This is a genomic window from Klebsiella sp. A-Nf5 (assembly GCF_002810545.1).
Taxonomy (GTDB): Bacteria; Pseudomonadota; Gammaproteobacteria; order Enterobacterales; family Enterobacteriaceae; genus Klebsiella; species Klebsiella variicola.
On record NZ_PIOG01000162.1, the window covers coordinates 12,492 to 38,832 of the forward strand.

The 26,341-nt window shown below is 60.4% G+C and carries 19 protein-coding genes; 14 read left to right on the forward strand and 5 right to left on the reverse strand.

What is annotated here, in order from left to right:
- Positions 1-616 precede the first annotated feature (616 nt).
- Both aas and lplT read left to right on the forward strand, forming a co-directional pair.
- Positions 617-2,776, forward strand: a complete 2,160-nt coding sequence (gene aas / locus CWM53_RS17140; RefSeq protein WP_074387657.1) for a bifunctional acyl-ACP--phospholipid O-acyltransferase/long-chain-fatty-acid--ACP ligase — start codon at positions 617-619, stop codon at positions 2,774-2,776.
- A complete protein-coding gene (lplT, locus tag CWM53_RS17145) occupies positions 2,769-3,962 on the forward strand; it encodes a lysophospholipid transporter LplT (RefSeq protein ID WP_023290904.1) in 1,194 nt (397 codons plus the stop codon). Before aas ends, lplT begins: the two co-directional genes overlap by 8 nt.
- 103 nt (positions 3,963-4,065) lie before the next feature.
- Here lplT and CWM53_RS17150 read toward each other — a convergent pair whose 3' ends face one another.
- The 5 genes from CWM53_RS17150 to CWM53_RS31170 all read right to left on the reverse strand — a co-directional run bounded on the left by CWM53_RS17150 (position 4,066) and on the right by CWM53_RS31170 (position 7,370).
- Positions 4,066-5,106: an NADP(H)-dependent aldo-keto reductase gene (locus CWM53_RS17150; protein ID WP_002915975.1), complete on the reverse strand. Its 1,041-nt coding sequence runs from the start codon at positions 5,104-5,106 to the stop codon at positions 4,066-4,068.
- A 220-nt stretch (positions 5,107-5,326) separates the two neighbouring features.
- On the reverse strand, positions 5,327-5,545 hold the full coding sequence (locus CWM53_RS17155; protein WP_002915974.1) for a YgdI/YgdR family lipoprotein: 219 nt from the start codon (positions 5,543-5,545) through the stop codon (positions 5,327-5,329).
- A gap of 123 nt (positions 5,546-5,668) precedes the next feature.
- Positions 5,669-6,382, reverse strand: coding sequence for a TerC family protein (locus CWM53_RS17160; protein WP_074387658.1), 714 nt, complete (start codon positions 6,380-6,382; stop codon positions 5,669-5,671).
- Between the two features lie 63 nt (positions 6,383-6,445).
- The gene (mutH, locus tag CWM53_RS17165; RefSeq protein ID WP_047666896.1) at positions 6,446-7,141 is read right to left on the reverse strand and encodes a DNA mismatch repair endonuclease MutH; all 696 of its coding nucleotides are present in this window, start codon (positions 7,139-7,141) and stop codon (positions 6,446-6,448) included.
- Positions 7,142-7,226: 85 nt separating this feature from the next.
- Positions 7,227-7,370 carry a hypothetical protein gene (locus CWM53_RS31170; RefSeq protein WP_165451949.1) on the reverse strand — a complete coding sequence of 48 codons (144 nt, stop codon included), beginning with the start codon at positions 7,368-7,370 and terminating at the stop codon, positions 7,227-7,229.
- Between the two features lie 453 nt (positions 7,371-7,823).
- Here CWM53_RS31170 and rppH point away from each other — a divergent pair, with 453 nt between their 5' ends.
- From rppH to recD, 12 genes are all read left to right on the forward strand, one after another.
- Entirely contained in the window at positions 7,824-8,354 is a 531-nt protein-coding gene (gene rppH / locus CWM53_RS17175; protein WP_004205443.1) for an RNA pyrophosphohydrolase, read from the forward strand.
- Positions 8,355-8,366: 12 nt separating this feature from the next.
- The gene (gene ptsP / locus CWM53_RS17180; protein ID WP_074387659.1) at positions 8,367-10,613 is read left to right on the forward strand and encodes a phosphoenolpyruvate--protein phosphotransferase; all 2,247 of its coding nucleotides are present in this window, start codon (positions 8,367-8,369) and stop codon (positions 10,611-10,613) included.
- Between the two features lie 246 nt (positions 10,614-10,859).
- Positions 10,860-11,735 carry a prolipoprotein diacylglyceryl transferase gene (lgt, locus tag CWM53_RS17185; RefSeq protein WP_061153416.1) on the forward strand — a complete coding sequence of 292 codons (876 nt, stop codon included), beginning with the start codon at positions 10,860-10,862 and terminating at the stop codon, positions 11,733-11,735.
- 6 nt (positions 11,736-11,741) lie between these two features.
- Complete coding sequence (gene thyA, locus CWM53_RS17190; protein WP_074387660.1) at positions 11,742-12,536, forward strand: thymidylate synthase; 795 nt, start codon at positions 11,742-11,744, stop codon at positions 12,534-12,536.
- A gap of 186 nt (positions 12,537-12,722) precedes the next feature.
- Positions 12,723-13,274 (forward strand): prepilin peptidase-dependent protein, encoded by a 552-nt coding sequence (locus CWM53_RS17195; protein WP_077268446.1) that lies wholly within the window; start codon positions 12,723-12,725, stop codon positions 13,272-13,274.
- Positions 13,271-13,828: a prepilin peptidase-dependent protein gene (locus CWM53_RS17200; RefSeq protein ID WP_077268447.1), complete on the forward strand. Its 558-nt coding sequence runs from the start codon at positions 13,271-13,273 to the stop codon at positions 13,826-13,828. Before CWM53_RS17195 ends, CWM53_RS17200 begins: the two co-directional genes overlap by 4 nt.
- Positions 13,825-14,232: a DUF2509 family protein gene (locus tag CWM53_RS17205; protein ID WP_074387662.1), complete on the forward strand. Its 408-nt coding sequence runs from the start codon at positions 13,825-13,827 to the stop codon at positions 14,230-14,232. The genes CWM53_RS17200 and CWM53_RS17205 overlap by 4 nt, the downstream gene beginning before the upstream one ends.
- Complete coding sequence (locus CWM53_RS17210; protein ID WP_074387663.1) at positions 14,217-14,540, forward strand: prepilin-type N-terminal cleavage/methylation domain-containing protein; 324 nt, start codon at positions 14,217-14,219, stop codon at positions 14,538-14,540. Before CWM53_RS17205 ends, CWM53_RS17210 begins: the two co-directional genes overlap by 16 nt.
- A gap of 12 nt (positions 14,541-14,552) precedes the next feature.
- Positions 14,553-17,930: an exodeoxyribonuclease V subunit gamma gene (recC, locus tag CWM53_RS17215; RefSeq protein ID WP_074387664.1), complete on the forward strand. Its 3,378-nt coding sequence runs from the start codon at positions 14,553-14,555 to the stop codon at positions 17,928-17,930.
- Positions 17,931-18,050: 120 nt separating this feature from the next.
- Entirely contained in the window at positions 18,051-20,936 is a 2,886-nt protein-coding gene (gene ptrA / locus CWM53_RS17220; protein ID WP_100730069.1) for a pitrilysin, read from the forward strand.
- Positions 20,933-24,469, forward strand: coding sequence for an exodeoxyribonuclease V subunit beta (recB, locus tag CWM53_RS17225; RefSeq protein WP_100730070.1), 3,537 nt, complete (start codon positions 20,933-20,935; stop codon positions 24,467-24,469). The genes ptrA and recB overlap by 4 nt, the downstream gene beginning before the upstream one ends.
- Positions 24,466-26,310, forward strand: coding sequence for an exodeoxyribonuclease V subunit alpha (gene recD / locus CWM53_RS17230; protein ID WP_074387667.1), 1,845 nt, complete (start codon positions 24,466-24,468; stop codon positions 26,308-26,310). Before recB ends, recD begins: the two co-directional genes overlap by 4 nt.
- Positions 26,311-26,341 lie beyond the last annotated feature (31 nt).

Consider the following 26,341-nt stretch of genomic DNA (forward strand, 5'->3'; position numbering starts at 1 on the left):
GCCTTTTATAGGGTAAGCGTTTACATACTGCTATGTTACGGGAAAGAGCGGCAGATTCAAGGCGCGGCGGCGAAGGAATGGCGCAAATGTGATTCAGACCGGGCTTATGGGTAACCTGTTTACATTGACGCCATCGCTAATTGAAACCGGCGCAGGGAAATACAAACCTTTGCTTACACTTTGCGATGCGCTGTTGCGAATGTTCGCTGGTTTGTTCGCGGATCAGGTTGATATTCTGGCTATCCCAGAGGTATTGATAGGTGGAGTCAACGCCAAGTTGACCACTTTACTTACACCAGCCTGCGCAGATGCGCAGGTTTTTTTTTGCCCGCCGTCGACGTTGTTACAGATACCGAAAATCGTAATACCTGGTTGCACTTAGGCTCACTCCCTTGCGTTTTCCCGCTGGCCCGTTACGGTCGAAAAACGCGACAATCGAGATCCCAGAGGTATTGATAGGTGAGTTTCTTAGGTACGCTCTTCGTACTGAACGTCTTACACCGACCTGCGCAGATGCGCAGGTTTTTTTTATTCCGAAAATCTCCCCGCTGCACTGCTTTCCCACGCCTTCTCGTGTAACCTGCTTTGACTCATCAACCGGTCACATGGAGTTGTTATGCTTTTGGGATTTTTCAGACTGCTGTTCAAGGGGTTATACCGGGTCAGACTGACCGGCGACACGCAGGCTTTATACCAGCAAAAGGTCTTAATTACCCCGAACCACGTCTCTTTCCTCGACGGCATTCTGCTGGCACTGTTTTTGCCGGTCCGACCGGTTTTTGCGGTCTATAGCTCAATCAGCCAGCGCTGGTTTATGCGCGCGCTGACGCCGATTATCGACTTTGTGCCGCTGGACCCGACCAAACCGATGTCGATCAAACATCTGGTGCGCCTCATTGAGCAGGGGCGGCCGGTGGTTATCTTCCCGGAGGGGCGAATTTCGGTCAGCGGCTCGCTGATGAAAATTTATGACGGCGCCGCCTTTGTCGCCGCCAAATCGCAGGCGACCATCGTGCCGTTACGCATTGAAGGCGCCGAACTGACGCCGTTCAGCCGGCTGAAGGGGCTGGTGAAACGTCGCCTGTTCCCGCGTATTCAGCTGCATTTGCTGCCGCCCACCCATCTGCCGATGCCCGAGGCGCCGCGCGCCCGCGACCGGCGGAAAATCGCCGGAGAAATGCTGCATCAAATCATGATGGAAGCCCGGATGGCAGTGCGTCCGCGGGAAACCCTGTATGAGTCGCTGCTGGCGGCGCAGGACCGCTTCGGCGCGCGCAAACCCTGTGTGGAGGATATTAACTTCCAGCCGGATACCTATCGCAAGCTGCTGACCAAAACCCTGTTTGTCGCCCGCATTCTGGAAAAATACAGCCAGCAGGGCGAGAAGATCGGCCTGATGCTACCCAACGCCGGCATCAGCGCGGCGGTGATTTTCGGCGCTATCGCCCGTGGGCGCATTCCGGCGATGATGAACTATACCGCTGGGGTGAAAGGGCTCAGCAGCGCGATAGCCGCTGCGGAAATCAACACTATTTTTACCTCACGCACCTTCCTCGATAAAGGCAAACTCTGGCATCTGCCGGAGCAACTGACCCAGGTGCGCTGGGTGTTCCTGGAAGATCTCAAAGGCGATATCACCCCCGCTGACAAACTATGGATTTTCGGTCATCTGCTGGCGCCGCGTCTGGCGCAGGTTAAGCAGCAGCCGGAAGACGCGGCGATGATCCTCTTTACCTCCGGCTCAGAGGGCAATCCGAAAGGGGTGGTGCACAGCCATAAGAGTCTGCTGGCCAACGTCGAGCAGATCAAAACCATCGCCGACTTTACCGCCAACGACCGCTTTATGTCGGCGCTGCCGCTGTTCCACTCCTTTGGCCTCACCGTCGGTCTGTTGACGCCGCTGTTTACCGGGGCAGAAGTGTTTCTCTATCCCAGCCCGCTGCACTATCGCGTGGTGCCGGAGCTGGTCTACGATCGCAACTGCACGGTGCTGTTCGGTACCTCGACCTTCCTCGCCAACTATGCCCGCTTCGCTAATCCGTATGATTTCTACCGCCTGCGCTATGTGGTCGCCGGCGCGGAGAAGCTGCAGGAGAGCACCAAACAGCTGTGGCAGGATAAATTCGGCCTGCGCATTCTTGAAGGCTATGGCGTGACCGAGTGCGCGCCGGTGGTATCGATTAACGTGCCGATGGCGGCGAAGGTCGGCACCGTGGGCCGTATCCTGCCGGGGATGGACGCCCGCCTGCTGGCGATGCCAGGCATCGAGCAAGGGGGACGACTGCAGCTGAAAGGGCCAAACATCATGAAAGGCTACCTGCGGGTGGAAAACCCCGGGGTACTGGAAGCGCCAGCGGCGGAAAACCAGCACGGTGAGAAGGAAGTGGGCTGGTATGACACCGGCGATATCGTGACCTTCGACGAGCAGGGCTATGTTCGCATTCAGGGCCGCGCTAAGCGTTTCGCCAAAATCGCCGGCGAGATGATCTCCCTGGAGATGGTGGAGCAGGTGGCCCTCGGCGCGTCGCCGGACAAGATGCACGCCACAGCGATTAAACAGGACGCCAGCAAAGGCGAGGCACTGGTGCTGTTTACCACCGATAATGAACTGACTCGCGAAGCCCTGCTGCGTTACGCTCGCCAGCACGGAGTACCGGAGCTGGCGGTACCGCGAGATATACGCTGGCTGAAGCAACTGCCGGTGCTCGGCAGCGGCAAGCCAGACTATGTCACCCTGAAAAACATGGTCGACGAGGCGGAAACAACCCATGAGTGAGTCAGTACATACTAACCCTTCGCTGTACTCGAAAGGGATGATGGCGGTGATCTGCGCCCAGTTCCTGTCGGCCTTCGGCGACAACGCGCTTCTCTTCGCCACCCTGGCGCTGATGAAGCAGCTCTATTATCCGGAGTGGAGCCAGCCGGTCCTGCAGATGTTGTTTGTGGGCGCTTACATTCTTTTTGCTCCTTTTGTCGGCCAGTTTGCCGATAGCTTTGCCAAAGGCCGGGTGATGATGGTGGCCAACGGCCTGAAGCTGCTCGGCGCCGGCTGTATCTGCTTTGGCGTCAATCCGTTTATCGGCTATACGCTGGTAGGGATTGGCGCCGCCGCCTACTCGCCGGCCAAGTATGGCATTCTCGGCGAACTGACCACCGGCGATAAGTTAGTGAAGGCTAACGGATTGATGGAGTCCTCGACCATCGCGGCGATCCTGCTGGGCTCGATGGCCGGCGGGATCCTCGCCGACTGGCACGTGCTGGCGGCGCTGATCGTCTGCGCGCTGGTCTACGGCGGGGCGGTAGTGGCAAACCTGTGGATACCCAGGCTGCCGGCGGCGCGTCCGGGGCAGTCGTGGCGTTTTAAGCCAATGACGCACAGCTTCTTCAGCGCCTGCCGCACGCTGTGGCGCAACGGCGAAACCCGCTTTTCGCTGATGGGGACCAGCCTGTTCTGGGGCGCTGGCGTGACCCTGCGCTTCCTGCTGGTGATCTGGGTGCCGGTGGCGCTGGGCATTACCAGCAACGCCATGCCTACCTATCTTAATGCGATGGTGGCGGTGGGGATTGTGCTGGGGGCCGGGGCGGCGGCGAAGCTGGTGACCCTGGAGACGGTATCGCGCTGTATGCCGGCGGGAATATTGATCGGTATCGCCGTGATGGCCTTTGCGGTGCAGCAGTCGCTGCTGCCGGCGTTCGGTCTGCTGTTACTGCTCGGGGTGTTCGGCGGGTTCTTTATCGTACCGTTGAACGCGCTGCTGCAGGAGCGTGGGAAACATTCGGTCGGGGCAGGTAACGCCATTGCGGTACAGAACCTGGGCGAAAACGTGGCGATGCTGCTGATGCTGGGGCTCTATTCGCTGGCGGTGAGCGTGGGCGTTCCGCCGGTCGCCGTTGGGATAGGGTTTGGTGCGGTCTTTGCCGTGGCCATCGCCGCGCTGTGGGTCTGGGGGCGGCGTAAATAACCTCCCGGCTTGCGCTGCGCTTAACCGGGAGACGGGTTCGCCAATGTCTGCTCTTCGGTAGCCCGGGTAAGGCGTATACGCCGCCACCCGGGGCTTTGCTTTCTTACGGTGCCGGGTAGGTATAAACCTGATGCACCGCTTCAATCTCCGCTAATACCTCTTCACTCAGCTCAAGCTGCAAACTTTCCACGTTGGCCTGCAGCTGCGTCATGGTCGTCGCCCCCAGCAGGGTGCTGGCGACAAATGGCTGCCGACGCACAAAGGCCAGCGCCATTTGCGCCGGATCGAGGCCGTGGCGTTTGGCGATATCCACATAGGCCGCTACCGCTTTCTGCGACTGTTCGCTGCTGTAGCGCGTAAAGCGGCTGAACAGCGTGTTACGCGCCCCTGCCGGTTTGGCGCCGTTGAGATACTTCCCGGTTAGTGTGCCGAAAGCCAGGCAGGAGTAGGCCAGCAACTCCACGCCTTCGAACTGACTCACTTCCGCGAGGCCGACTTCAAAGCTGCGGTTCAGCAGGCTGTAGGGGTTCTGAATGGTCACGATCCGCGGCAGGTCGTGCTTATCCGCCAGGTGCAGATAACGCATCACGCCGAAGGCGGTTTCGTTCGACACGCCGATGTAGCGGATCTTCCCGGCACGCTGGAACTCGGTCAGCGCTTCGAGGGTATCCAGCAGGGTCACTGCGGGCGCGGCATCAGCCCAGGTATAGCCCAGCTTGCCAAAGCAGTTGGTTGGGCGCTGCGGCCAGTGTACCTGATACAGGTCGAGATAATCGGTCTGCAGCCGCTTCAGGCTGGCGTGCAGCGCTTCGCGGATATTTTTGCGGTCCAGGACGTGATTGGGCCGAATGCTACTGTCGTTATTGCGCGCGGGCCCGCTGACTTTCGAGGCAAGCACCAGCTTTTCGCGATTGCCGCGTTTCGCCAGCCAGTTGCCGACGTAGGTTTCGGTCAGCCCCTGAGTTTCCGGGCGCGGCGGGACGGGGTACATTTCGGCGACATCGATCAGATTGATGCCATTGGCAACCGCATAGTCGAGCTGCTGATGGGCATCGGCCTCGCTGTTCTGCTCGCCAAAGGTCATGGTCCCCAGCCCGAGGGTGCTGATTTCAAGAGAACTGTGTGGGATACGGTGATACTGCATAGCCAGCTTCCTTTTTATTTATAAGGTCAGGCATTCCCCGACAAAGGAGTATCAACATGGCAGAGGGTGAGAAAAAGAGGAAGTAAAAAATCAAAAAAGCCGGGTGACGAGGAGGGGCGGTGGGTGGAACCCGCGGTGTCCTGGTGTATCCCGACTCTTCTCAAAAGACTGGTTGTCGGTAAGCGCAGCGTCAACAGAGGCTGGGGCCGACGGGGAAAGATTAACGCTTAATGATTTGCGAAACGTCGTCACGATTGATCTGCATTTTATTACCCTGCTGATCTTCGTAACTGATTAAACCGGTATCGTCATCCACGGTAGGTTTACCGTCGGTCAGGATCATTCGCCCATCTTTGGTCGCCATGACGTAATCGCTGCTGCAACCGGAAACCGAGAACGCCAGTCCTACGGCGGAAATCAATACTGCCCATTTTTTCATCGTCATCACCTCTTGAGTAGCTGCACCCCATACCCGTCTATTAATAGCCTGATTTGTGAGACATAAAAAGCAGTAAAGTCTGAAAAAGGGTTGCAGCCTGTGACCAGGCTGCAATTTTGTGGTTTACAGCGGGTTTTTCTTATTGCGCAGCAGGTTAAGGCTCTCCACCGCAATAGAGAAGAACATGGCGAAGTAGATGTATCCCTTCGGCACATGGACGTCGAAGCTTTCAAGCATCAGGGTAAAGCCGACGAGGATCAGAAACGACAGCGCCAGCATTTTCACCGAAGGATGACGGTCAACAAAATCGCCGATAGGTCGCGCGGCGAACATCATCACCCCCACCGCAATCACTACCGCCGCCATCATGATGAACAGATGATCCGACAGGCCGACGGCGGTGATCACTGAATCGAGGCTAAAGATGATATCCAGCAGCATGATCTGCACGATAGCGCCGAGGAAGGAGTGGACGTTCGTCTTCAGCCCCTCTTCTTCACCTTCGATAGATTCATGGATCTCTTTACTGGCCTTCCAGATAAGGAACAGTCCGCCGAGCAGCAAGATCAGGTCGCGAAACGAAATCTCCTGTCCGAAGGCACTGAACAGCGGGTTAGTCAGTTTCACCACCCAGGCGATAGAGGCCAGTAGCGCCAGGCGCATGATCATCGCCCCCATTAAGCCGATCCGACGCGCATGGGCGCGCTGGGCGGTGGGGAGCTTGGCCACGACCAGAGAGAGAAAAATTATATTATCGATCCCGAGCACGATCTCCAGCAGCGTCAACGTGCCCAGCGCCAGCCAGGCGTTAGGATCGGTTATCCATGCAAATAACATTGTTCAAAGTCCTGCAAAATAGAAAGCAGCAATTATATGCAAGCCCTAACGCAGAACAAAAAATTAATCGTGTTGTAACAAGAAATGGCGGGCGAGCAGGGCGGCGGTAAAATTCTTTTTCAGGTAAAAGCCGCGCGGCAGCGTCAGGATCGTCTCCCCGTGCGCGCCGATGGCCTCGGTCAGCGCCTTGCTGTTGGCGGCTTTCGGTCTTAACTGCAGCACCTCGCCGTGGCGGGCGGTAATGCGCTCAACTTCGCCCAGAACAATGAGATCCATCAGTTCCTCCCAGTCCATGCGCAACTGGCGCTCCTCGTCTTCGTCGGGGCTCCACAGCAGTGGTGCGCCGACGCGACGCGCCGCCAGCGGGATGGTGCGCTCACCCTCCACCGGGATCCACAGGACGCGCTGCAGCTTATGCCGCACATGGCTGCTCTCCCAGGTGACGCCGCTATTGCCGGTTAACGGGGCGACACAGACGAAGGTGGTCTCCAGCGGACGTCCCTGGCTGTCGATGGGGATCGTTTTGAGCTCGACCCCCAGCGCGGCGAAATCCTGCTCGGGTTTACTGCCTGCGCTGGCGCCCAGCCACAGCTCCAGCAGAATGCCCGTCCAGCCTTTATCGCGTTTCAGATCGCGCGGAATGGGGATCCCGGCCAGCGCCGCCAGCTCGCCCAGCGAATAGCCAGCCAGCTGACGGGCCTGGGCCAGCAACTGTTCCTGACTTTGCGGCGGCGAGGAGAGAGGGGCGATAGTGGGCATAGGGCGCTACCTTTGGCTAAAAAATGAGCGCTATTTTTGCGCGTTGTGGATAGAGTTTACCGTTTTCTGAGTAACTATACCAATATCATGATTTATATGAGTTTTTAAACTTATTGCGCCGCGGGTGAAAACCGTGAAAACAGGTTTTCCAGAACTGGTCACTGACAATAAACAGGATCTTACACCATGTTATCCACAGAAAAGTGGGATAACTGGGGAAAAGCCTCACTACTGGTTCGATTTACAGCCTTGACGTGCGACGAAAATCGAAATTTTAGAGAAAACCTGCCCGCGGTCTGCGCGTAATCTGTGGATAAAATCGACATTGCTCGATCTTTCATCAGTCAGCGGATCGCATATGTGATGATCGTCACGTTACGCTGTAATAAGTGAAAGGAATATATTCTAACTTAATGAATATGCTATCATTATTTTAAGGTGTTAGCGGTGCGATGTTCAGATTACTCCGGGTTTTCCCGGGGTAATTCCGTACTTCTTCACAACTCTATCCACAGAAAAAGTGAATAAAATAGGGCGCCAACCGCATTCATTGTTTATAACTCTGGCAATTACTGTGAGTTATTCAAATGTTATCCGTTCTCAGTGTGCGAACAGAGTGGTTTACCGTTTCCGGCGAGTGTGAAACAATCATTCACATTGAAGCTTATCTTGAGGTAGTCCGGTGATTGATGACGATGGCTACCGCCCAAATGTCGGTATTGTAATCTGTAATCGTCAGGGCCAGGTCATGTGGGCCCGACGCTATGGTCAGCACTCGTGGCAGTTCCCGCAAGGGGGCATAAATCCAGGAGAATCCGCAGAGCAGGCGATGTATCGGGAATTGTTTGAAGAGGTCGGGTTAAGCCGTAAAGATGTGCGGATCCTTGCCTCAACCCGTAACTGGCTGCGTTACAAGTTGCCTAAACGTTTGGTGCGTTGGGACACAAAGCCGGTTTGTATCGGCCAGAAACAAAAGTGGTTTCTTTTGCAGTTGATCGGCAACGATGCGGACATCAATATGCAAACCAGCAGTACACCAGAATTTGATGGTTGGCGCTGGGTGAGTTACTGGTACCCGGTTCGCCAGGTGGTGTCGTTCAAGCGCGACGTCTACCGCCGGGTGATGAAAGAGTTCGCCAGCGTGACCATGTCGCTGGCGGAGAGTGCACCTAAGCCGCAAAGCGCGCCTGCTTATCGACGTAAAAGAGGTTAAGCCACGCACATTATGCTCACTCGGTTGCGAGAAATAGTCGAGAAGGTCGCGAGTGCGCCGCGTTTAAACGAGGCGCTGGATATTCTGGTGACGGATGTCTGCCAGGCGATGGAGACGGAAGTCTGCTCGGTTTACCTGGCTGACAATGACCGACGCTGCTATTACCTGATGGCCACCCGCGGGTTAAAAAAACCTCGCGGGCGCACCGTTGCGCTGGCGTTCGATGAAGGCCTGGTGGGTCTGGTTGGCCGCCTGGCGGAGCCCATCAACCTCGCCGATGCGCAAAAACACCCCAGCTTCAAATATATCCCTGCCGTCAAAGAGGACCGCTTCCGCGCCTTCCTTGGCGTGCCGATCATTCAGCGCCGCCAGCTGTTGGGCGTGCTGGTGGTCCAGCAGCGCGAGCTGCGTCAGTTTGATGAAAGCGAAGAGTCTTTCCTCGTTACCCTCGCCACCCAGATGGCGGCGATCCTCTCCCAGTCCCAGCTGAACGCCCTGTTCGGCCAGTATCGTCAGACGCGCATTCGCGCCCTGCCGGCCTCTTCCGGGGTGGCGATTGCCGAGGGCTGGATGGACGTCAGCCTGCCGTTGATGGAGCAGGTGTATGAAGCCTCGACACTGGACACTGCCTCGGAACGCGAACGCCTGACCGGCGCGCTGGAAGAGGCGGCTAACGAATTTCGTCGCTACAGCAAACGCTATGCTGCCGGCGCGCAAAAAGAGACGGCGGCGATCTTCGATCTCTACTCGCACCTCCTCTCTGACGCCCGCCTGCGTCGCGAGCTGTTTGCCGAAGTCGACAAAGGCGCGGTGGCCGAGTGGGCGGTCAAAAAGATCATTGAGAAGTTCGCCGAACAGTTTGCCGCGCTCAGCGACGGTTATCTGAAAGAGCGGGCCGGCGATCTGCGTACCCTGGGTCAGCGTCTGCTGTTCCATCTCGACGACAGCATTCAGGGGCCCAACACCTGGCCGGCGCGCATTATCCTCGTGGCGGACGAGCTGTCGGCCACCACCCTCGCCGAAGTGCCGCAGGATCGTCTGGTCGGCGTGGTGGTGCGCGATGGCGCCGCCAACTCCCATGCCGCCATTATGGTACGCGCCCTCGGGATCCCGACGGTGATGGGCGCCGATATCCAGCCCTCTCTGCTGCATGGCCATACCCTGATTGTCGATGGCTATCGCGGTGAGCTGCTGGTGGATCCCGAACCTGTCCTGTTGCAGGAATATCAGCGCCTTATTAGCGAAGAGAACGAGCTCAGCCGCCTGGCGGAGGACGATCTCCAGCGCTCGTCGGAGCTGAAAAGCGGCGAGCGGGTGAAAGTCATGCTCAACGCCGGCTTAAGCCCGGAGCACGAAGAGAAGCTCGGCAGCTTTGTTGACGGCATTGGCCTCTACCGTACCGAAATTCCCTTTATGCTGCAGAGCGGCTTCCCCTCTGAAGAGGAGCAGGTCTCGCAGTATCAGGGCATGCTGCAGATGTTTAACAGCAAACCGGTGACCCTGCGTACCCTGGACATCGGCGCGGATAAACAGCTGCCGTATATGCCGATCAGTGAAGAGAACCCGTGCCTCGGCTGGCGCGGGATCCGCATCACCCTCGATCAGCCGGAGATCTTTTTGATCCAGGTGCGGGCGATGCTGCGCGCCAACGCCGCCACCGGCAACCTCAGCATTTTGCTGCCGATGGTGACCAGTCTGGAGGAGGTGGATGAGGCCCGTCGGCTGATCGACCGCGCCAGCCGGGAAGTGGAAGAGATGATCGGCTACGCCATCCCACGTCCACGCCTGGGGGTGATGCTGGAGGTCCCGTCGATGGTCTTTATGCTGCCGCAGCTGGCCAGTCGGATCGATTTTATCTCGGTAGGGACGAACGACCTGACCCAGTACCTGCTGGCCGTCGACCGCAACAATACCCGGGTCGCCAGTATGTATGACAGCCTGCATCCGGCGGTATTGCGGGCGCTGGCGATGATTGCCCATGACGCGGAGCGCTTTGGCATCGATCTGCGACTGTGCGGCGAGATGGCCGGCGACCCGATGTGCGTGACGATCCTTATCGGCCTCGGTTATCGCCATCTGTCGATGAACGGCCGCTCGGTGGCGAGGGTGAAATATCTGCTGCGCCGCATTGATATCGAAGAGGCGCAGGAGCTGTCGCGACGCAGCCTCGATGCCCAGATGACCGCCGAGGTGCGCCATCAGGTGGCGGCCTTTATGGAGCGTCGCGGTCTCGGCGGCCTGATCCGCGGTGGGCGATAGCGGTAGCCCGGGTGAGGCGTAAGCCGTAACCCGGGGATCCTCTGTTCGCGCCATCCGGCAAAATGAGGGTACCGCCGGGAAAACGGCATTCTGTTAGCATCCGTATACATATCTTTTACACGTTCGGCGCGGATCGCACCCCAGGCTTATGCTATGATTCGCCTCCTTCGGCGTGCCCGTTTTTATCGGGCATAGATCATCACCGCTGTCCACTTTCGGCGGAATAACAAGTCTTTATGGTGACAGATGAATAGTGGCTACCTGCATTTTCCGGAGTTCGATCCGGTCATTTTTTCTCTAGGCCCGGTCTCCCTCCACTGGTACGGTTTGATGTACCTGGTGGGTTTTGTCTTTGCGATGTGGCTGGCCACCCGTCGCGCTAATCGTCCGGGCAGCGGCTGGACGAAAAATGAAGTGGAAAACCTGCTCTACGCGGGTTTCCTCGGCGTCTTCCTGGGCGGCCGTATCGGCTACGTGCTGTTTTACAACCTGCCGGTATTCCTTGCCGATCCGCTGTATCTGTTCCGCGTCTGGGACGGCGGCATGTCGTTCCACGGCGGCCTGATCGGCGTGATCCTGGTGATGATTATCTTCGCCAAACGCACCAAACGCACCTTCTTCCAGGTCTCCGATTTTATCGCGCCGCTGATCCCGTTTGGCCTTGGCGCCGGGCGTCTGGGCAACTTTATCAACGGTGAGCTGTGGGGCCGCGTGGACCCGAGCTTCCACTACACGATGATTTTCCCGGGCTCCCGTGCCGAAGACCTGGCGCTGCTGCCGACGCATCCGGAATGGCAATCGCTGTTCGATACCTACGGCGCGCTGCCGCGTCACGCGTCGCAGCTGTACGAGCTGGCGCTGGAAGGCGTGGTGCTGTTCCTGATCCTGAACCTGTTTATCCGTAAACCGCGCCCGACCGGCTCCGTTTCCGGTCTGTTCCTGATTGGCTACGGCCTGTTCCGCATTATCGTGGAATTTTTCCGCCAGCCCGACGCTCAGTTCACCGGCGGCTGGGTGCAGTACATCAGCATGGGGCAGATTCTTTCGATCCCGATGGTGCTTGCGGGTATCATTATGATGGTTTGGGCTTACCGCCGCCGTCCGCAGCAACAGAATTCTTGAGGAACCATGAAACAGTATCTTGATTTGATGCAGAAAGTGCTCACCGAGGGCACGCCAAAAAATGACCGCACCGGCACTGGCACGATCTCTATTTTCGGCCATCAGATGCGTTTTAACCTGCAGGAAGGCTTCCCGCTGGTGACCACCAAGCGCTGTCATTTACGCTCCATCATCCATGAACTGCTGTGGTTCCTGCAGGGAGACACCAACGTCGCCTATCTGCACGACAACAACGTCACGATCTGGGATGAGTGGGCAGATGAAAACGGCGACCTGGGGCCGGTCTACGGCAAACAGTGGCGCTCCTGGCCTGCGCCGGATGGTCGTCATATCGACCAGATCACCACGGTGATGAACCAGCTGAAAAACGACCCGGACTCCCGCCGGATCATCGTCTCGGCGTGGAACGTCGGCGAGCTGGATAAAATGGCCCTGGCGCCGTGCCACGCCTTCTTCCAGTTCTACGTCGCCGATGGCAAGCTCTCCTGCCAGCTGTACCAGCGCTCCTGTGACGTGTTCCTCGGCCTGCCGTTTAACATCGCCAGCTACGCGCTGCTGGTGCATATGGTGGCGCAGCAGTGCGATCTGCAGGTCGGTGATTTCGTCTGGACGGGTGGCGACACCCATCTGTACAGCAACCATCTTGAGCAGACCAACCTGCAGTTGAGCCGCGAACCGCGTCCGCTGCCGAAGCTGGTCATCAAACGCAAACCGGCGTCGATTTTCGACTACCGTTTTGAAGACTTCGAGATTGAAGGTTACGATCCGCATCCGGGCATTAAAGCGCCGGTGGCGATTTAACCCCCCTGCAGAGATGACCAACCGGCGCCCGATGGCGCCGGTTTTTTTTATGCCTTTTGCACCATCAGAATGGAGGCTATCTCCATAGCCTCAGGGATAAGGTCGCTTCAGCCTGCCCACTGCCCCCGGCGGTTGCGGTGGGCGAAGTTGGGTAGACGCTCGCAAAAAAATGTTCTTCTGTCGAGTATGCAAACCTTTTTTGCGTATCTGGCCGGGAAAGCTATTTTCCGTCGTCGCGCCAGGGCCAACCGCCGCGGCATACTCGACGCCATGAACAGAGAACATGGCTATACCCTGATGGAAACCCTGGTAACGCTGACATTGATGATGATCCTCAGCGTCGGCGGCCTGTACGGCTGGCAGCGCTGGCAGCAACAGCAACGACTGTGGCAAACCGCCGCCCAGGTGCGGGATTTTCTGGTCTTTCTGCGCGATGACGCCAACGCGTACAACCGTGACCGTGTGCTTCGCGTCGGCCAGGATGAGCAGGGCTGGTGCCTGAGTGCGCAGGGGGAAGGGGCGGACTGCACCGCCGGGTCGGCCTTCACGCTGCGCCCGCGCTGGCCGGGGATCACGCTGGTCGGTGTTACGCCTGGTCTGGGGTTTTATGGTCTGCGCAGCACCGCCTGGGCAGGGAATCTGCGGCTGCAGAGCGCGGCCGGCAGCTGGAGCATCGTGATCTCACACTGGGGGCGGATTCGTTTATGCCCCAGCGACAGCACAGGAGGATGCCAGTGAGCCGCCGCGGATTTTCCCTGGCGGAGGCGCTTATCGCCATGGCAATTGGCTCGCTGCTGCTGATCGGAGCCTGCCGCTTTCTGCCTGCCCTGCAGCGCCATATTCTGCGCCAGGGCGAACAGCTGGCCCTGGAGAATGAGCTGTGGCAGCGCGTGCATGCCGTGGGAAAACATCTGCAGCGCGCCGGGTACTGCCGGGGAGCGTGCAGCGGAGCCGGGCTGGAGCTAGCCGCTGACGGTGAGTGTCTGATTGTGCGCTGGGATGCGAACAGCAACGGGAGATGGGAAACCTCCCCCGCGGCAGCGGCGGAGAGCACCGGCTTTCGCCTGCGCGACGGTGCGCTGGAGACCTTGCGCGGGGCCAGCGACTGCCGCGGCAGCGGATGGGAAAAAATCACCAACCCGGCCGCTATCGTAGTGACGCGCTTCTCGGTACAGCGTCTGGTCACCACGGGCTTTGCGCCGGAGCTGAGCGTGACGCTGGCGGCGCGCTCTGCCCGGCAGGCGGGGCTGGTGAGTGAGGTGGAGCTGCGGGTGACGGGGTATAACCTGTGATCCGCCAGCGTGGGATGTCGTCGCTGCTGATGGTGCTCCTGTTGCTGACTCTCGGCAGCCTGTTACTCGAGGGGCTTAACCTGCAGCAGCGGGCGCTGCTGGCGCAAACTGCCAGCGAAACGCAGGCAATCCGCGATACGGCCATCGCCCATTCGGCGCTGCAGTGGGGAAAACAGCAGGCCTGGTCGGCGCAGGTGCCACTGGCCTGCCAGGAGCAGGCACAGCAGGGCTGGCGTGCCTGTCTGCGTATCTTCAGCGACGGTTCGCTGCTGCTCAGTAGCGCCAGCGGCGAGGTGCAGGTCTGGCAGTCCGGCGAGGTGCGCGGCGGACAGGTGCGTTTGTCCGCCCACGGCTGGAGCGATTTTTGCCCTCTCAGGGAGGTGAGCTTATGTCAAATGCCCTGAAGCGTCAGCGGGGGTTTAGCCTGCCGGAGACCGTGCTGGCGATGGCGCTGATGGTGCTGACGGTTACCGCGCTGGGCGGCTATCAGCGCGGAATGGCGCAAGGGGTTCACCAGTTGAACCAGACGCGTCAGCTGTGGCGCGACGCGTGGCGCTATAGCCAGCTCTCCGCGCCGCCGTCGCCGGAACACGGGCAGGTAAGCCGTATGCAGACATCGACGCAAAGATGTGTCAGCATCACGGTAACGATCAGCAGGCCCGTTGCAAAGCGGGCGCAGATGACCCGGCTGCATTGCCCGGTCAGTCAGTAGTCAGGAGCAATTATGTTAAGGGTATACCACTCAAACCGGCTGGATGTTCTCGAGGCGTTGATGGAATTTATCGTCGAGCGCCAGCGGCTGGATGACCCTTTTCAGGCCGAAATGGTGCTGGTGCAGAGTACCGGCATGGCGCAGTGGCTGCAGATGACCCTGGCCTCGCGCTTCGGGATTGCCGCCAATATCGATTTCCCGCTGCCGGCGAGCTTTATCTGGGACATGTTTGTGCGCGTCCTGAAAGATATTCCGGGTGAAAGCGCCTTCAGCAAGCAGAGCATGAGCTGGAAGCTGATGACCCTCCTGCCGCAGCACCTGGAGGAAGACGATTTTATCTTGCTGCGCCAGTATCTGAGCGATGACGGTGACAAGCGCAAGCTGTTTCAGCTGGCAGCCCGGGTGGCGGACCTCTATGACCAGTACCTCGTCTATCGCCCGGAGTGGCTGATGCGCTGGGAGGCCGGCCAGCGGGTTGATGGCCTCGGCGACGCACAGCAGTGGCAGGCGCCGCTGTGGCAGGCGCTGGTGAGCTACACCGCCGAGCTAGGGCAACCACAGTGGCACCGCGCCAATCTCTACCAGCGCTTTATCAGCACCCTGGAGAAAGCGGACGAACCACCCGCCGGGCTGCCGTCGCGCGTTTTCATCTGCGGGATTTCTGCGCTGCCGCCGGTCTACCTGCAGGCGCTGCAGGCGCTGGGTAAGCATGTTGATGTCTATGTGCTGTTCACCAACCCCTGCCGCTACTACTGGGGAGACATTAAGGATCCGGCGTTCCTGGCGAAGCTGTTGTCGCGCCAGCGACGCCATCACCGCGAGGCGCGCGCGCTACCCCTGTTTCGCGATACCGAGCAGGCGCCAGGGTTGTTTAATGACGCCGGGGAGCAGGATGTCGGCAACCCATTGCTCGCCTCCTGGGGCAAACTGGGGCGTGATTATATCTACCTGTTGGCAGGGCTGGAGCGCTATGAGGAGCTGGACGCCTTTGTCGATATTGCTCCTGATAACCTGTTGCATAACCTGCAGTCGGATATCCTCGAACTGCGCAACGCGGCGGTGGCCGGGCAGAGCGCAGAGGCGTTCGCCCACAGTCGCGACAAACGTCCGCTGGCGCTGGATGACCGCAGTCTGAGCATTCACGTCTGCCACAGTCCGCAGCGCGAAGTGGAGGTTCTGCACGATCGGCTGCTGGCGATGCTGGAGGCGGATCCGACGCTCACGCCGCGGGATATCATCGTCATGGTGGCGGATATCGACAGCTACAGCCCCTACATACAGGCGGTGTTTGGCGCGGCCAGCGGCGATCGCTGGCTGCCGTGGGCGATCTCCGACCGCCGCGCCCGCGAGTCGCACCCGGTGCTGCAGGCGTTTATTACGCTGCTCTCGTTGCCGGACAGCCGCTTCGCCAGCGAAGATGTGCTGGCGCTGCTGGATGTGCCGGTGCTGGCGGCGCGCTTTAATATCACGGAAGAAGGGCTGCGCTACCTGCGTCAGTGGGTGAACGAGTCCGGCGTCCGCTGGGGAATGGATGACGACAACGTCCGCGAGCTGGACCTGCCGGCGACCGGGCAGCATACCTGGCGGTTCGGCCTCACCCGCATGCTGTTGGGCTACGCCATGGACAGCCGCGAGGGAGAATGGCAGTCGGTGCTGCCGTATGACGAATCCAGCGGTTTGATCGCCGAACTGGTGGGTAACCTCGCGTCGCTGCTGATGCAGCTTAATCTGTGGCGACGCGGCCTCGCCCAGCAGCGGCCGCTGGCGGAGTGGCTGCCGGTCTGTCGCGATCTGCTGAATGACTTTTTCCTGCCGGACAGCGAGACCGAAGCGGCGCTGGCGCTGATTGAGCAACAATGGCTGGCGGTTATTGATAGCGGTCTGGAAGCACAGTATGGCGACCAGGTGCCACTGACGCTGCTGCGCGACGAACTGGCCCAGCGTCTGGATCAGCAGCGGATCAGTCAGCGCTTTCTTGCTGGCCCGGTCAACATCTGCACCCTGATGCCGATGCGCTCTATTCCTTTCAAAGTGGTTTGCCTGCTGGGGATGAACGACGGAGTTTATCCGCGAACGCTGCCGCCGCTGGGCTTTGATTTGATGAGCCAGAAGCCGCAGCGCGGCGACCGCAGCCGGCGTGATGATGACCGCTATCTGTTCCTCGAAGCGCTGATGTCCGCCGAACAGACGCTGTATATCAGCTACATCGGCCGTTCGATCCAGGACAACAGCGAGCGCTTTCCCTCGGTGCTGGTGCAGGAGCTGGCGGATTATATCGGTCAGAGCCACTGTCTCGCTGGCGACGAGGCGCTTGATTGTGACGCCAGCGAAGCCCGTGTCAAAGCTCATATCACCCATCTGCATACGCGCATGCCGTTCGACGTCGCCAATTTTCAGGAGGACGAGAACAAAAGCTACGCCCGCGAATGGCTGGCCGCCGCCGGTCAGCAGGGGGAAGCGCATAGCGACTTCATTCAGCCGCTCACCGCGCCGCCGATTGACAGCTTGCCGTTCGAGCAGCTCCTGCGTTTCTGGCAGCACCCGGTTCGCGCATTCTTTCAGCAGCGTCTGCGGGTCAATTTCCGCGCGGAAGAGGACGATATTCCTGACGACGAACCCTTCACTCTTGAAGGGCTGAGCCGTTATCAACTGAATCAGCAGTTGCTCAATACGCTTATCGAGGAGCAGGACGTCTCGGCTATGTTCCGCCGCTTCCGCGCCGCCGGCGAGCTGCCGTATGGCGCCTTTGGCGAGCTGGTCTGGGAGACGCAGCGCCTGGAGATGCAGGCCCTGGCCGAGCGAGTGATGGCCGAGCGCCAGCAGGCGCAGAGTATGGAGATCGATCTCCAGTGCGGCAGCGTAAATCTCACCGGCTGGCTGCAGCAGGTGCAGCCGGACGGTCTGCTGCGCTGGCGGCCTTCGCTGCTGAGCGTCTCCCAGGGGATGCAACTTTGGCTGGAACATCTTGTCTACTGTGCCAGCGGCGGCACCGGCGAGAGCCGGCTGTTTGTGCGTAAAGAGGGAGAGTGGCGCTTCCCGGCGCTGGCGCCCGCCGAGGCGCAGGCGTACCTTAATGCGCTGGTGGATGGCTATTTGCAGGGGATGTCACAGCCGCTGCTGCTGCTGCCGGAAAGCGGTGGTGCCTGGCTGAAAGCCTGTTACGACGCCGAAAAGGATGTCATCTTAATGGACGAAGAGACGCAGCAGAAAGCGCGGAGCAAATTCCTGCAGACCTACGAAGGTAACATGGTGGTCAGCGGGGAGGGCGCCGATATCTGGTATCAACGCCTGTGGCGTTCGCTGGAGCCGGCGCATTACGAAGAAATCATTGCCCAGACGCAGCGTTATCTGTTACCGCTATATCGTTACCATCAGTCCACACAAATTTAAATAGTATAAAAATTGCGCAGTGAATGGCGGTTCATTTATTATGCGCAACGTATCACGGACTGATGGACATAAAAGGCTGCACGCTGTGCAGCGCAAGTTTGTTAATGATGAGGTTCGTGAATGCCCCGCAGTTTATGGTTCAAGGTTTTTGTTGTGCTGGCCGCCCTCTGGGCGCCGTTTAGTCAGGCCGACACCGGATGGCAGCCGATTCAGGAGACGATCCGCAAAAGCGAAAAAGATACGCGTCAGTATCAGGCGATCCGCCTTGATAACGACATGGTCGTGCTGCTGGTTTCCGATCCGCAGGCGGCGAAATCGCTGTCGGCGCTGGTGGTGCCTGTGGGATCCCTGCAGGATCCGGCCGATCATCAGGGGCTGGCGCATTTTCTGGAACATATGACGCTGATGGGGTCGAAAAAATATCCCCAGCCTGACAGCCTTGCAGAGTTTCTTAAGCTGCACGGCGGCAGCCATAACGCCAGCACCGCGCCCTACCGCACCGCGTTTTATCTTGAAGTGGAGAATGATGCGCTGGACGGGGCCGTAGACCGCCTGGCCGACGCCATCGCCGCGCCGCTGCTGGATAAGAAATATGCCGATCGCGAACGTAACGCGGTCAACGCCGAGCTGACGATGGCCCGGACGCGAGACGGGATGCGTATGGCCCAGGTCAGCGCGGAGACCATCAACCCGGCTCACCCAGCGGCGCACTTCTCCGGTGGCAACCTCGAGACGCTCAGCGATAAGCCCGGCAGTCCAGTGCTTGATGCGCTGCATACCTTCCGCGATAGCTGGTACTCCGCCAACCTGATGAAAGCGGTGATCTACAGCAACAAGCCGTTGCCGGAGCTGGCGCGGATGGCTGCTGACACCTTTGGCCGCGTGCCGAATCGTCAGATCAGCAGGCCGGAAATTACCGTCCCGGTGGTAACGGATGCGCAAAAAGGCATCATTATTCACTATGTGCCGGCGATGCCGCGCAAAGTGCTGCGCGTCGAGTTTCGCATCGACAACAACAGCGATCGCTTCCGCAGCAAAACTGATGAGCTGGTCACCTATCTCATCGGCAACCGCAGCCCGGGCACACTCTCCGACTGGCTGCAAAAGCAGGGGCTGGCGGAAGGTATCCGCGCCGATTCCGATCCGGTGGTAAACGGCAACAGCGGTGTGCTGGCGATCTCTGCCACCCTCACCGATAAAGGCCTGGCGCACCGCGACGAAGTGACGGCGGCCATTTTCAGCTACCTTGATCTCCTGCGTACCCAGGGCATCGACAAACGGTACTTCGACGAACTGGCGCATGTGCTGGCGCTGGACTTTCGCTATCCGTCGATCAACCGCGACATGGACTACGTGGAATGGCTGGCGGATACCATGATCCGGGTGCCGGTCGAGCATGCGCTGGACGTGGTGAATATTGCCGACCAGTACGACCCGCAGGCGATCAAAGACCGGCTGGCGATGATGACCCCACAGAACGCCCGCATCTGGTATATCAGCCCCCAGGAGCCGCATAACAAGACGGCCTATTTTGTCGATGCGCCGTATCAGGTGGATAAGATTAGCGAGCAGACATTCGCTGACTGGCAGCAAAAATCGCAGGCCATCCAGCTGCAGCTGCCGGTGCTCAATCCCTATATTCCGGATGATTTCACCCTCATCAAAAGCGATAAAGCCTGGCCGCATCCGCAGCTGATCCTTGATGAACCGACGCTGCGGGTGGTGTATGCCCCGAGCCAGTATTTTGCCAGCGAGCCGAAGGCGGATATCTCCCTGGTGCTGCGTAATCCTCAGGCGATGGACAGCGCTCGCCGGCAGGTGATGTTTGCCCTCAACGATTATCTCGCCGGCATCGCCCTCGATCAGCTCAGTAACCAGGCGGCGGTCGGCGGCATTTCGTTCTCCACCGGCGCTAATAACGGATTAATGGTTAATGCCAACGGCTATACCCAGCACCTTCCGGCGCTGTTCAGCGATCTGTTGCAGGGATACTTCAGCTATACGCCGACCGAGGGGCAGCTGGAGCAGGCCAAATCCTGGTATGCGCAGATGATGGACTCCGCCGAGAAAGGCAAAGCCTACGATCAGGCGATAATGCCGATCCAGATGGTCTCCCAGGTGCCGTACTTCCAGCGCGAAGTGCGCCGGGCGCTGCTGCCCTCCATCACTCTTAAAGAGGTGCTCGACTACCGCGCCAACCTGAAAACCAAGGGGCGTCCTGAACTGATGGTGATCGGCAATATGACCGCCGATGCCGCCACGACGCTGGCCCGCCAGATCCAGCAGCAGCTGGGCGCTGACGGCAACGAATGGTGCCGCAACAAAGACGTGGTGGTGAACCGGCAGCAGTTGGCGATCTTCAACAAAGCGGGCAACAGCACCGACTCCGCGCTGGCCGCGGTGTTCGCGCCGCCCAATGTTGATGAGTTCAGCAGCACCGCCGCCAGCACCCTGCTGGGGCAGATTATTCAGCCATGGTTCTACAACCAGCTGCGTACCGAAGAGCAGCTCGGCTATGCGGTCTTTGCCTTCCCGATGAACGTGGGGCGCCAGTGGGGCATGGGCTTCCTGCTGCAGAGTAGCGATAAGCAGCCGGCCTTCCTCTGGCAGCGGTTCCAGGCCTTCTTCCCCACCGCGGAGGCGAAGCTGCGGGCGATGAAGCCGGAAGAGTTTGCTCAGCTCCAGCAGGCGGTGATAAGCCAGATGCTGCAGGCGCCGCAGACGCTGGGCGATGAAGCCTCGAAACTGAGCAAAGATTTCGATCGCGGTAATATGCGTTTTGATTCACGTGATAAAGTAGTGGCTCAGATTAAACTGCTGACGCCGCAAAAACTTGCCGACTTCTTCCATCAGACGGTGGTGGATCCGCAGGGCATGACGATACTGTCCCAGATTTCCGGTAGCCAGAATGGCAAAGCGGACTATGCCCAGCCGAAAGGCGGCAAAGTGTGGGAAAACGTCAGCGCATTGCAGCAATCCTTACCCCTGATGCGAGAGAATGAATGACCGACACCGCTGAGTCTTTGGATCCCCTGCGCTTGCCCCTGAGGGGCGAGCGCCTGATAGAAGCCTCTGCGGGCACCGGAAAAACCTTTACCATCGCCGCGCTGTATCTGCGGCTGCTGCTGGGGCTGGGCGGCGAGTCTGCCTATCCCCGCGCCATCAGCGTTGAAGAGTTGCTGGTGGTGACCTTTACCGAGGCGGCGACCGAAGAGCTGCGCGGGCGTATCCGCAGCAACATCCACGAACTGCGCATTGCCTGCCTGCGCGGCGAATCCGACAACCCGCTCTACAGCGCGCTGCTGGCGGAGATCGCCGATAAAGACGACGCCGCGAAGATGCTGCTGCTGGCCGAACGGCAGATGGACGAGGCGGCGGTATTCACCATCCACGGCTTTTGCCAACGGATGCTGAGCCTTAACGCTTTCGAGTCGGGCATGCTGTTCGAGCAGCAGCTGATCGAGGATGAATCCCGCCTGCGCTATCAGGCCTGCGCTGACTTCTGGCGCCGCCACTGCTATCCGCTGACCCGTGATATCGCGGCGGTGATCCACGACGTCTGGAAAGGGCCGCGCGATCTGCTGAAGTCCCTTGACCGCTGGCTGCAGGGCGAAGCACCGCAGCTTAAGTCGCCGCCAGCCCCCGACGAGACGCTGGCCGAACGCCATCAGCAGATCATCGGCCGCATTGACGCGCTCAAGCAGCAGTGGCGCGAGCAGGTGGGCGAGATCGAAGGCGTGCTGGAAAATTCCGGGCTCGACCGGCGGAAATTCAATCGTGGCAACCAGGGCAAGTGGATTGAGAAAGTGAACGCCTGGGCGCAGGAAGAGACGTTGAGCTACCAGCTGCCCGACGCGCTGGAGAAATTTGCCCAGTCGTTTCTGCATGAGCGCGCCAAAGCCGGTGGCGAACCGCCGGTGCACCCTCTGTTTAGCGCCGTGGAGTCGCTGCTGGCCTCGTCGCTAACGCTCACCGATCTGGTGCTAGCGAGAGCGATGGTCGAGATCCGCGATGCGGTCGCGCGCGAAAAGCGCCGCCGCGGCGAGCTGGGGTTTGACGATATGCTCAGCCGGCTTGACGAGGCGCTGCGCGGCGACAGCGGCGAGGCGCTGGCCAGCGCCATTCGTCAGCGTTTTCCGGTAGCGATGATCGACGAATTTCAGGACACCGACCCCCAGCAGTACCGTATTTTCCGCTGCATCTGGCGCCAGCAGCCTGAGACGGCGCTGCTGCTGATCGGCGATCCGAAGCAGGCCATCTACGCCTTTCGCGGCGCCGATATCTTTACCTATATGAAAGCGCGCGGCGACGTTGCCGCGCACTACACCCTCGATACCAACTGGCGCTCCTCGCCGGGCATGGTGGGCAGCGTCAATCGGCTGTTCAGCCTCAGCGATAACCCCTTCATGTTCCGCGAGATCCCGTTTCTGCCGGTGAAGGCGGCGGCAAAGAATCAAGGGCTGCGCTTTACCGTTGACGCGGCGGACGTACCGGCGATGAACGTCTGGCTGATGCCCGGCGATGCCGTCGGCTCAGGCGATTATCAGACGTTTATGGCGCAGCTCTGCGCCACGCAGATCCGCGACTGGCTGAGCGCCGGCCAGCAGGGGCGCGCGCTGCTGTGGCGTGGCGAAACCTCGCGCCCGGTACAGGCCTCGGATATCACCGTGCTGGTGCGCAACCGGCTGGAGGCGGCGCAGGTGCGTGAGGCGCTGCAGGCGTTGGGCATTCCCTCGGTCTACCTCTCCAACCGCGACAGCGTTTTCGAGACGCTGGAGGCCCAGGAGCTGCTCTGGCTATTGCAGGCGGTACTGGCCCCGGAGCGGGAAAATACCCTGCGCAGTGCGCTGGCGACCTCGATGTTTGGCCTGACCGCGCTGGATATTGAAAACCTGAATCAGGATGAGCAGGCGTGGGACGCGCTGGTGGAGGAGTTCAGCGAATACCGCCAGATCTGGCGTCAGCGTGGGGTGATGCCGATGTTGCGGGCGCTGATGACGGCCCGGCATATCGCCGAGAACCTGCTGGCGACCCGCGGCGGCGAGCGGCGCTTAACCGACATTCTGCATATCAGCGAACTGCTGCAGGAGGCGGCCAGCCAGCTGGAAAGCGAGCATGCCCTGGTGCGCTGGCTGACGCAGCATATCGCCGAGCCGGACAGCAACGCCGCCAGCCAGCAGATGCGTCTCGAAAGCGATAAGCACCTGGTGCAAATTGTCACCATTCACAAGTCAAAAGGGCTGGAATATCCCCTGGTCTGGCTGCCGTTTATCGCCCGGTTTCGTAAACAGGACCAGGCGTTCTACCACGATCGCGACACCTTCGCGGCGGTGCTGGATCTGGGCCAGGCTGAATCCAGCCTCGAGCTGGCGGAGGCGGAACGGCTGGCGGAAGATCTGCGCCTGCTGTACGTCGCCCTGACCCGCGCGGTCTGGCACTGCAGCCTCGGGGTGGCGCCGCTCAGCAGCCGGAAATCTGGCAACAGCGATTTCCACCTCAGCGCGCTGGGGCGGCTGTTGCAGGCGGGCGAAGCCATGGACGCCGCCGGGCTGGCCGCGCGGCTGGCGGACTTCTGTCATGGCGATATTGCATTACAGAGACCGGGCGAGCTGGATCTGACCCCGTGGCAGGCGCCTGCGGCGACCATCCCCCCGCTGTCGGCGCGCGAGCTGCAGCGCCGCATCGCCGACGACTGGCGGGTGACCAGCTACTCCGGACTGCAGCAGCATGGTTTCAGCGGCGGGCAGGATCTGCTGCCGCGCCTGGATGTTGATGCCGCCGGCGTCGGCGAAGTCGTGGAAGAGCCACAGTTGACGCCACACCAGTTCCCGCGCGGCGCCGCGCCGGGGACCTTCCTGCACAGCCTGTTTGAGGAGCTGGACTTCACCCAGCCGGTGCCCGACGGATGGATGGCAGAGAAGCTGCAGCTGAGCGGGTTTGATGCGCAGTGGGCGCCGGTGCTGACCGACTGGCTGGGCGGCGTGCTGAAGACCCGCCTGCCGGGGGCGGATATCGCGCTCAATCAGCTTGCGGCGCGGGACAAACAGGTGGAGATGGCGTTTTACCTGCCTATCGCCCAGCTGCTGACGGCGGAGCGCCTTGACGCGCTTATCCGCCAGTACGATCCGCTCTCCGCCGACACGCCGCCTCTGGATTTCCGCCAGGTGCGCGGCATGCTGAAGGGCTTTATCGATCTGGTCTTCCGCCACGAAGGCCGTTATTACCTGCTGGATTACAAATCCAACTGGCTGGGGGAAGATCGCGAGGCCTACACCCGGCCGGCGATGGAGCAGGCGATGCGTGCCCACCGCTACGATCTGCAGTATCAGCTGTATAGCCTGGCGCTGCACCGCTATCTGCGCCACCGGCTGGCCGATTATGACTATGACCGCCACTTCGGCGGCGTGATTTATCTCTTCCTGCGTGGTATGGACGGACAGGAGGGCGGGCAGGGGATCTTCACCACCCGGCCGGTACGACCGCTGATTGACGGTCTGGATCAGCTTTTTGCCGGCGAAACGCAGGAGGAGGCCTCATGACTTTCGAACAACTACTGCTGGCCGCGGTGGAGCAGCGTCTGCTGCGGCCATTGGACGTCCAGTTTGCCCTGATGGTGGCGCAAAACGACCCGCCGGCGGTTAAGCTGGCGGCGGCGTTACTGAGCCGGGATGCCGGAGAAGGGCACGTCTGCCTGCCGCTCTCGCGGCTGAACGACGATGAGGCGCTGAGCGGGAAAGCGGGGGAGATCCGCGATCGGCTGCTGGCCGAAGCTGGCGCGCCGGAGGACTGGCCAGCATTGCTGCTTTCCTCATCGGCGGTAAGCAGTGGCGATGCCCCGACGCCGATGATTTTGTGCGGCGACCGGCTCTATCTGAATCGGATGTGGCGCAACGAGCTGACCGTCGCCCGCTTCTTTAACGAAGCCAACCGGGTGCTGGAGATGGATGAGGCGCGGCTGGCGTCAACGCTAAATGCGCTGTTTCCCGCCACTGGCGAAACCGACTGGCAAAAAGTGGCCGCGGCGGTGGCGCTGACTCGCCGCATCTCGGTGATCTCCGGCGGCCCCGGCACCGGGAAAACCACCACCGTGGCGAAGCTTCTGGCGGCGCTGATCCAGATTGACGACAGTCCGCGCTGTCGTATTCGCCTGGCGGCACCGACGGGGAAAGCGGCGGCGCGCCTGACCGAATCGCTGGGCGCGGCGCTGAGAAAGCTGCCGCTGACCGATGCGCAGAAAGCGTTAATTCCCACCGAGGCCAGCACGCTGCATCGTCTGCTGGGCGCCCAGCCCGGCAGCCAGCGCATGCGCTATCACGCCGGCAACCCACTGCATCTGGATGTGCTGGTCGTGGATGAAGCCTCAATGATTGACCTGCCGATGATGTCGCGGCTTATCGACGCGCTGCCGGCCCACGGGCGGGTGATTTTCCTCGGCGATCGCGACCAGCTGGCCTCCGTGGAAGCGGGGGCGGTGCTGGGGGATATCTGCGCCTGGGCGAGCTCGGGCTACACTGCCGCGCGGGCGCAGGAGCTGACCCGGCTGACCGGTTCGCCGGTGCCAGCGGGCGAGGGGACTATCGCTGGCGCGCTGAGAGACAGTTTGTGCCTGCTGCAAAAGAGCTATCGCTTCGGCAGTCACTCCGGCATCGGGAGCCTGGCGCGGGCGGTGAACGCTGGCGCACGCGCGGAGGTGAAGGCCACGCTGCGCCAGCCGTTTGACGATATCGCGCTTCATCCCCTCAGCACGACCGACGAGTACGAGGCCATGCTCGGCGCGGCCCAGCAGGGCTATGAGCGCTACCTGCAGCTGCGCCGCGAGCGAGCCGAACCGCAGGCCATGCTGGCCGCTTTCAGCGAATTCCAGCTGCTGTGCGCGCTGCGCGAAGGGCCGTACGGCGTGAGCGGCGTCAATGAGCGGCTGGAGCAGCGGCTCAACCGCCAGCGGGCGATCGCCCTGCCGCGCCACTCCCGCTGGTATGACGGCCGACCGATCATGATATCGCGCAACGACAGCGCGCTGGGGCTGTTTAACGGCGATATCGGCATAGCGCTGGAGCGCAACGGCGAGCTGCGGGTGTGGTTCCTGATGCCCGACGGCACCATCAAGTCGGTGCAGCCGAGTCGCCTGCCGGAGCATGATACCGCCTGGGCGATGACCGTGCATAAATCGCAGGGCTCCGAGTTCGAACATGCGGCGCTGATCCTGCCGGCGCGCAGCGTCCCGCTGGTGACCCGCGAACTGGTCTACACAGCGATCACCCGCGCGAAACAGCGATTATCGCTCTATGCCGACGAGCAGGTGCTCTCCCAGGCCATTGTGACGCGCACCGAGCGGCGCAGCGGCCTGGCGGAGATTTTCGCCGGGCGCGAAGCCCCCTGAGAGGCCGCATCCGGGCGATGGGAAAATAATG

Bases quoted from the DNA above. Each gene is read 5' to 3' on its own strand.
- aas (WP_074387657.1), top strand. From the start codon at position 617: ATGCTTTTGGGATTTTTCAGACTGCTGTTCAAGGGGTTATACCGGGTC.
- lplT (WP_023290904.1), top strand. From the start codon at position 2,769: ATGAGTGAGTCAGTACATACTAACCCTTCGCTGTACTCGAAAGGGATG.
- CWM53_RS17150 (WP_002915975.1), bottom strand. From the start codon at position 5,106: ATGCAGTATCACCGTATCCCACACAGTTCTCTTGAAATCAGCACCCTC.
- CWM53_RS17155 (WP_002915974.1), bottom strand. From the start codon at position 5,545: ATGAAAAAATGGGCAGTATTGATTTCCGCCGTAGGACTGGCGTTCTCG.
- CWM53_RS17160 (WP_074387658.1), bottom strand. From the start codon at position 6,382: ATGTTATTTGCATGGATAACCGATCCTAACGCCTGGCTGGCGCTGGGC.
- mutH (WP_047666896.1), bottom strand. From the start codon at position 7,141: ATGCCCACTATCGCCCCTCTCTCCTCGCCGCCGCAAAGTCAGGAACAG.
- ptsP (WP_074387659.1), top strand. From the start codon at position 8,367: ATGCTCACTCGGTTGCGAGAAATAGTCGAGAAGGTCGCGAGTGCGCCG.
- lgt (WP_061153416.1), top strand. From the start codon at position 10,860: ATGAATAGTGGCTACCTGCATTTTCCGGAGTTCGATCCGGTCATTTTT.
- thyA (WP_074387660.1), top strand. From the start codon at position 11,742: ATGAAACAGTATCTTGATTTGATGCAGAAAGTGCTCACCGAGGGCACG.
- CWM53_RS17195 (WP_077268446.1), top strand. From the start codon at position 12,723: ATGCAAACCTTTTTTGCGTATCTGGCCGGGAAAGCTATTTTCCGTCGT.
- CWM53_RS17210 (WP_074387663.1), top strand. From the start codon at position 14,217: ATGTCAAATGCCCTGAAGCGTCAGCGGGGGTTTAGCCTGCCGGAGACC.
- recC (WP_074387664.1), top strand. From the start codon at position 14,553: ATGTTAAGGGTATACCACTCAAACCGGCTGGATGTTCTCGAGGCGTTG.
- ptrA (WP_100730069.1), top strand. From the start codon at position 18,051: ATGCCCCGCAGTTTATGGTTCAAGGTTTTTGTTGTGCTGGCCGCCCTC.
- recB (WP_100730070.1), top strand. From the start codon at position 20,933: ATGACCGACACCGCTGAGTCTTTGGATCCCCTGCGCTTGCCCCTGAGG.
- recD (WP_074387667.1), top strand. From the start codon at position 24,466: ATGACTTTCGAACAACTACTGCTGGCCGCGGTGGAGCAGCGTCTGCTG.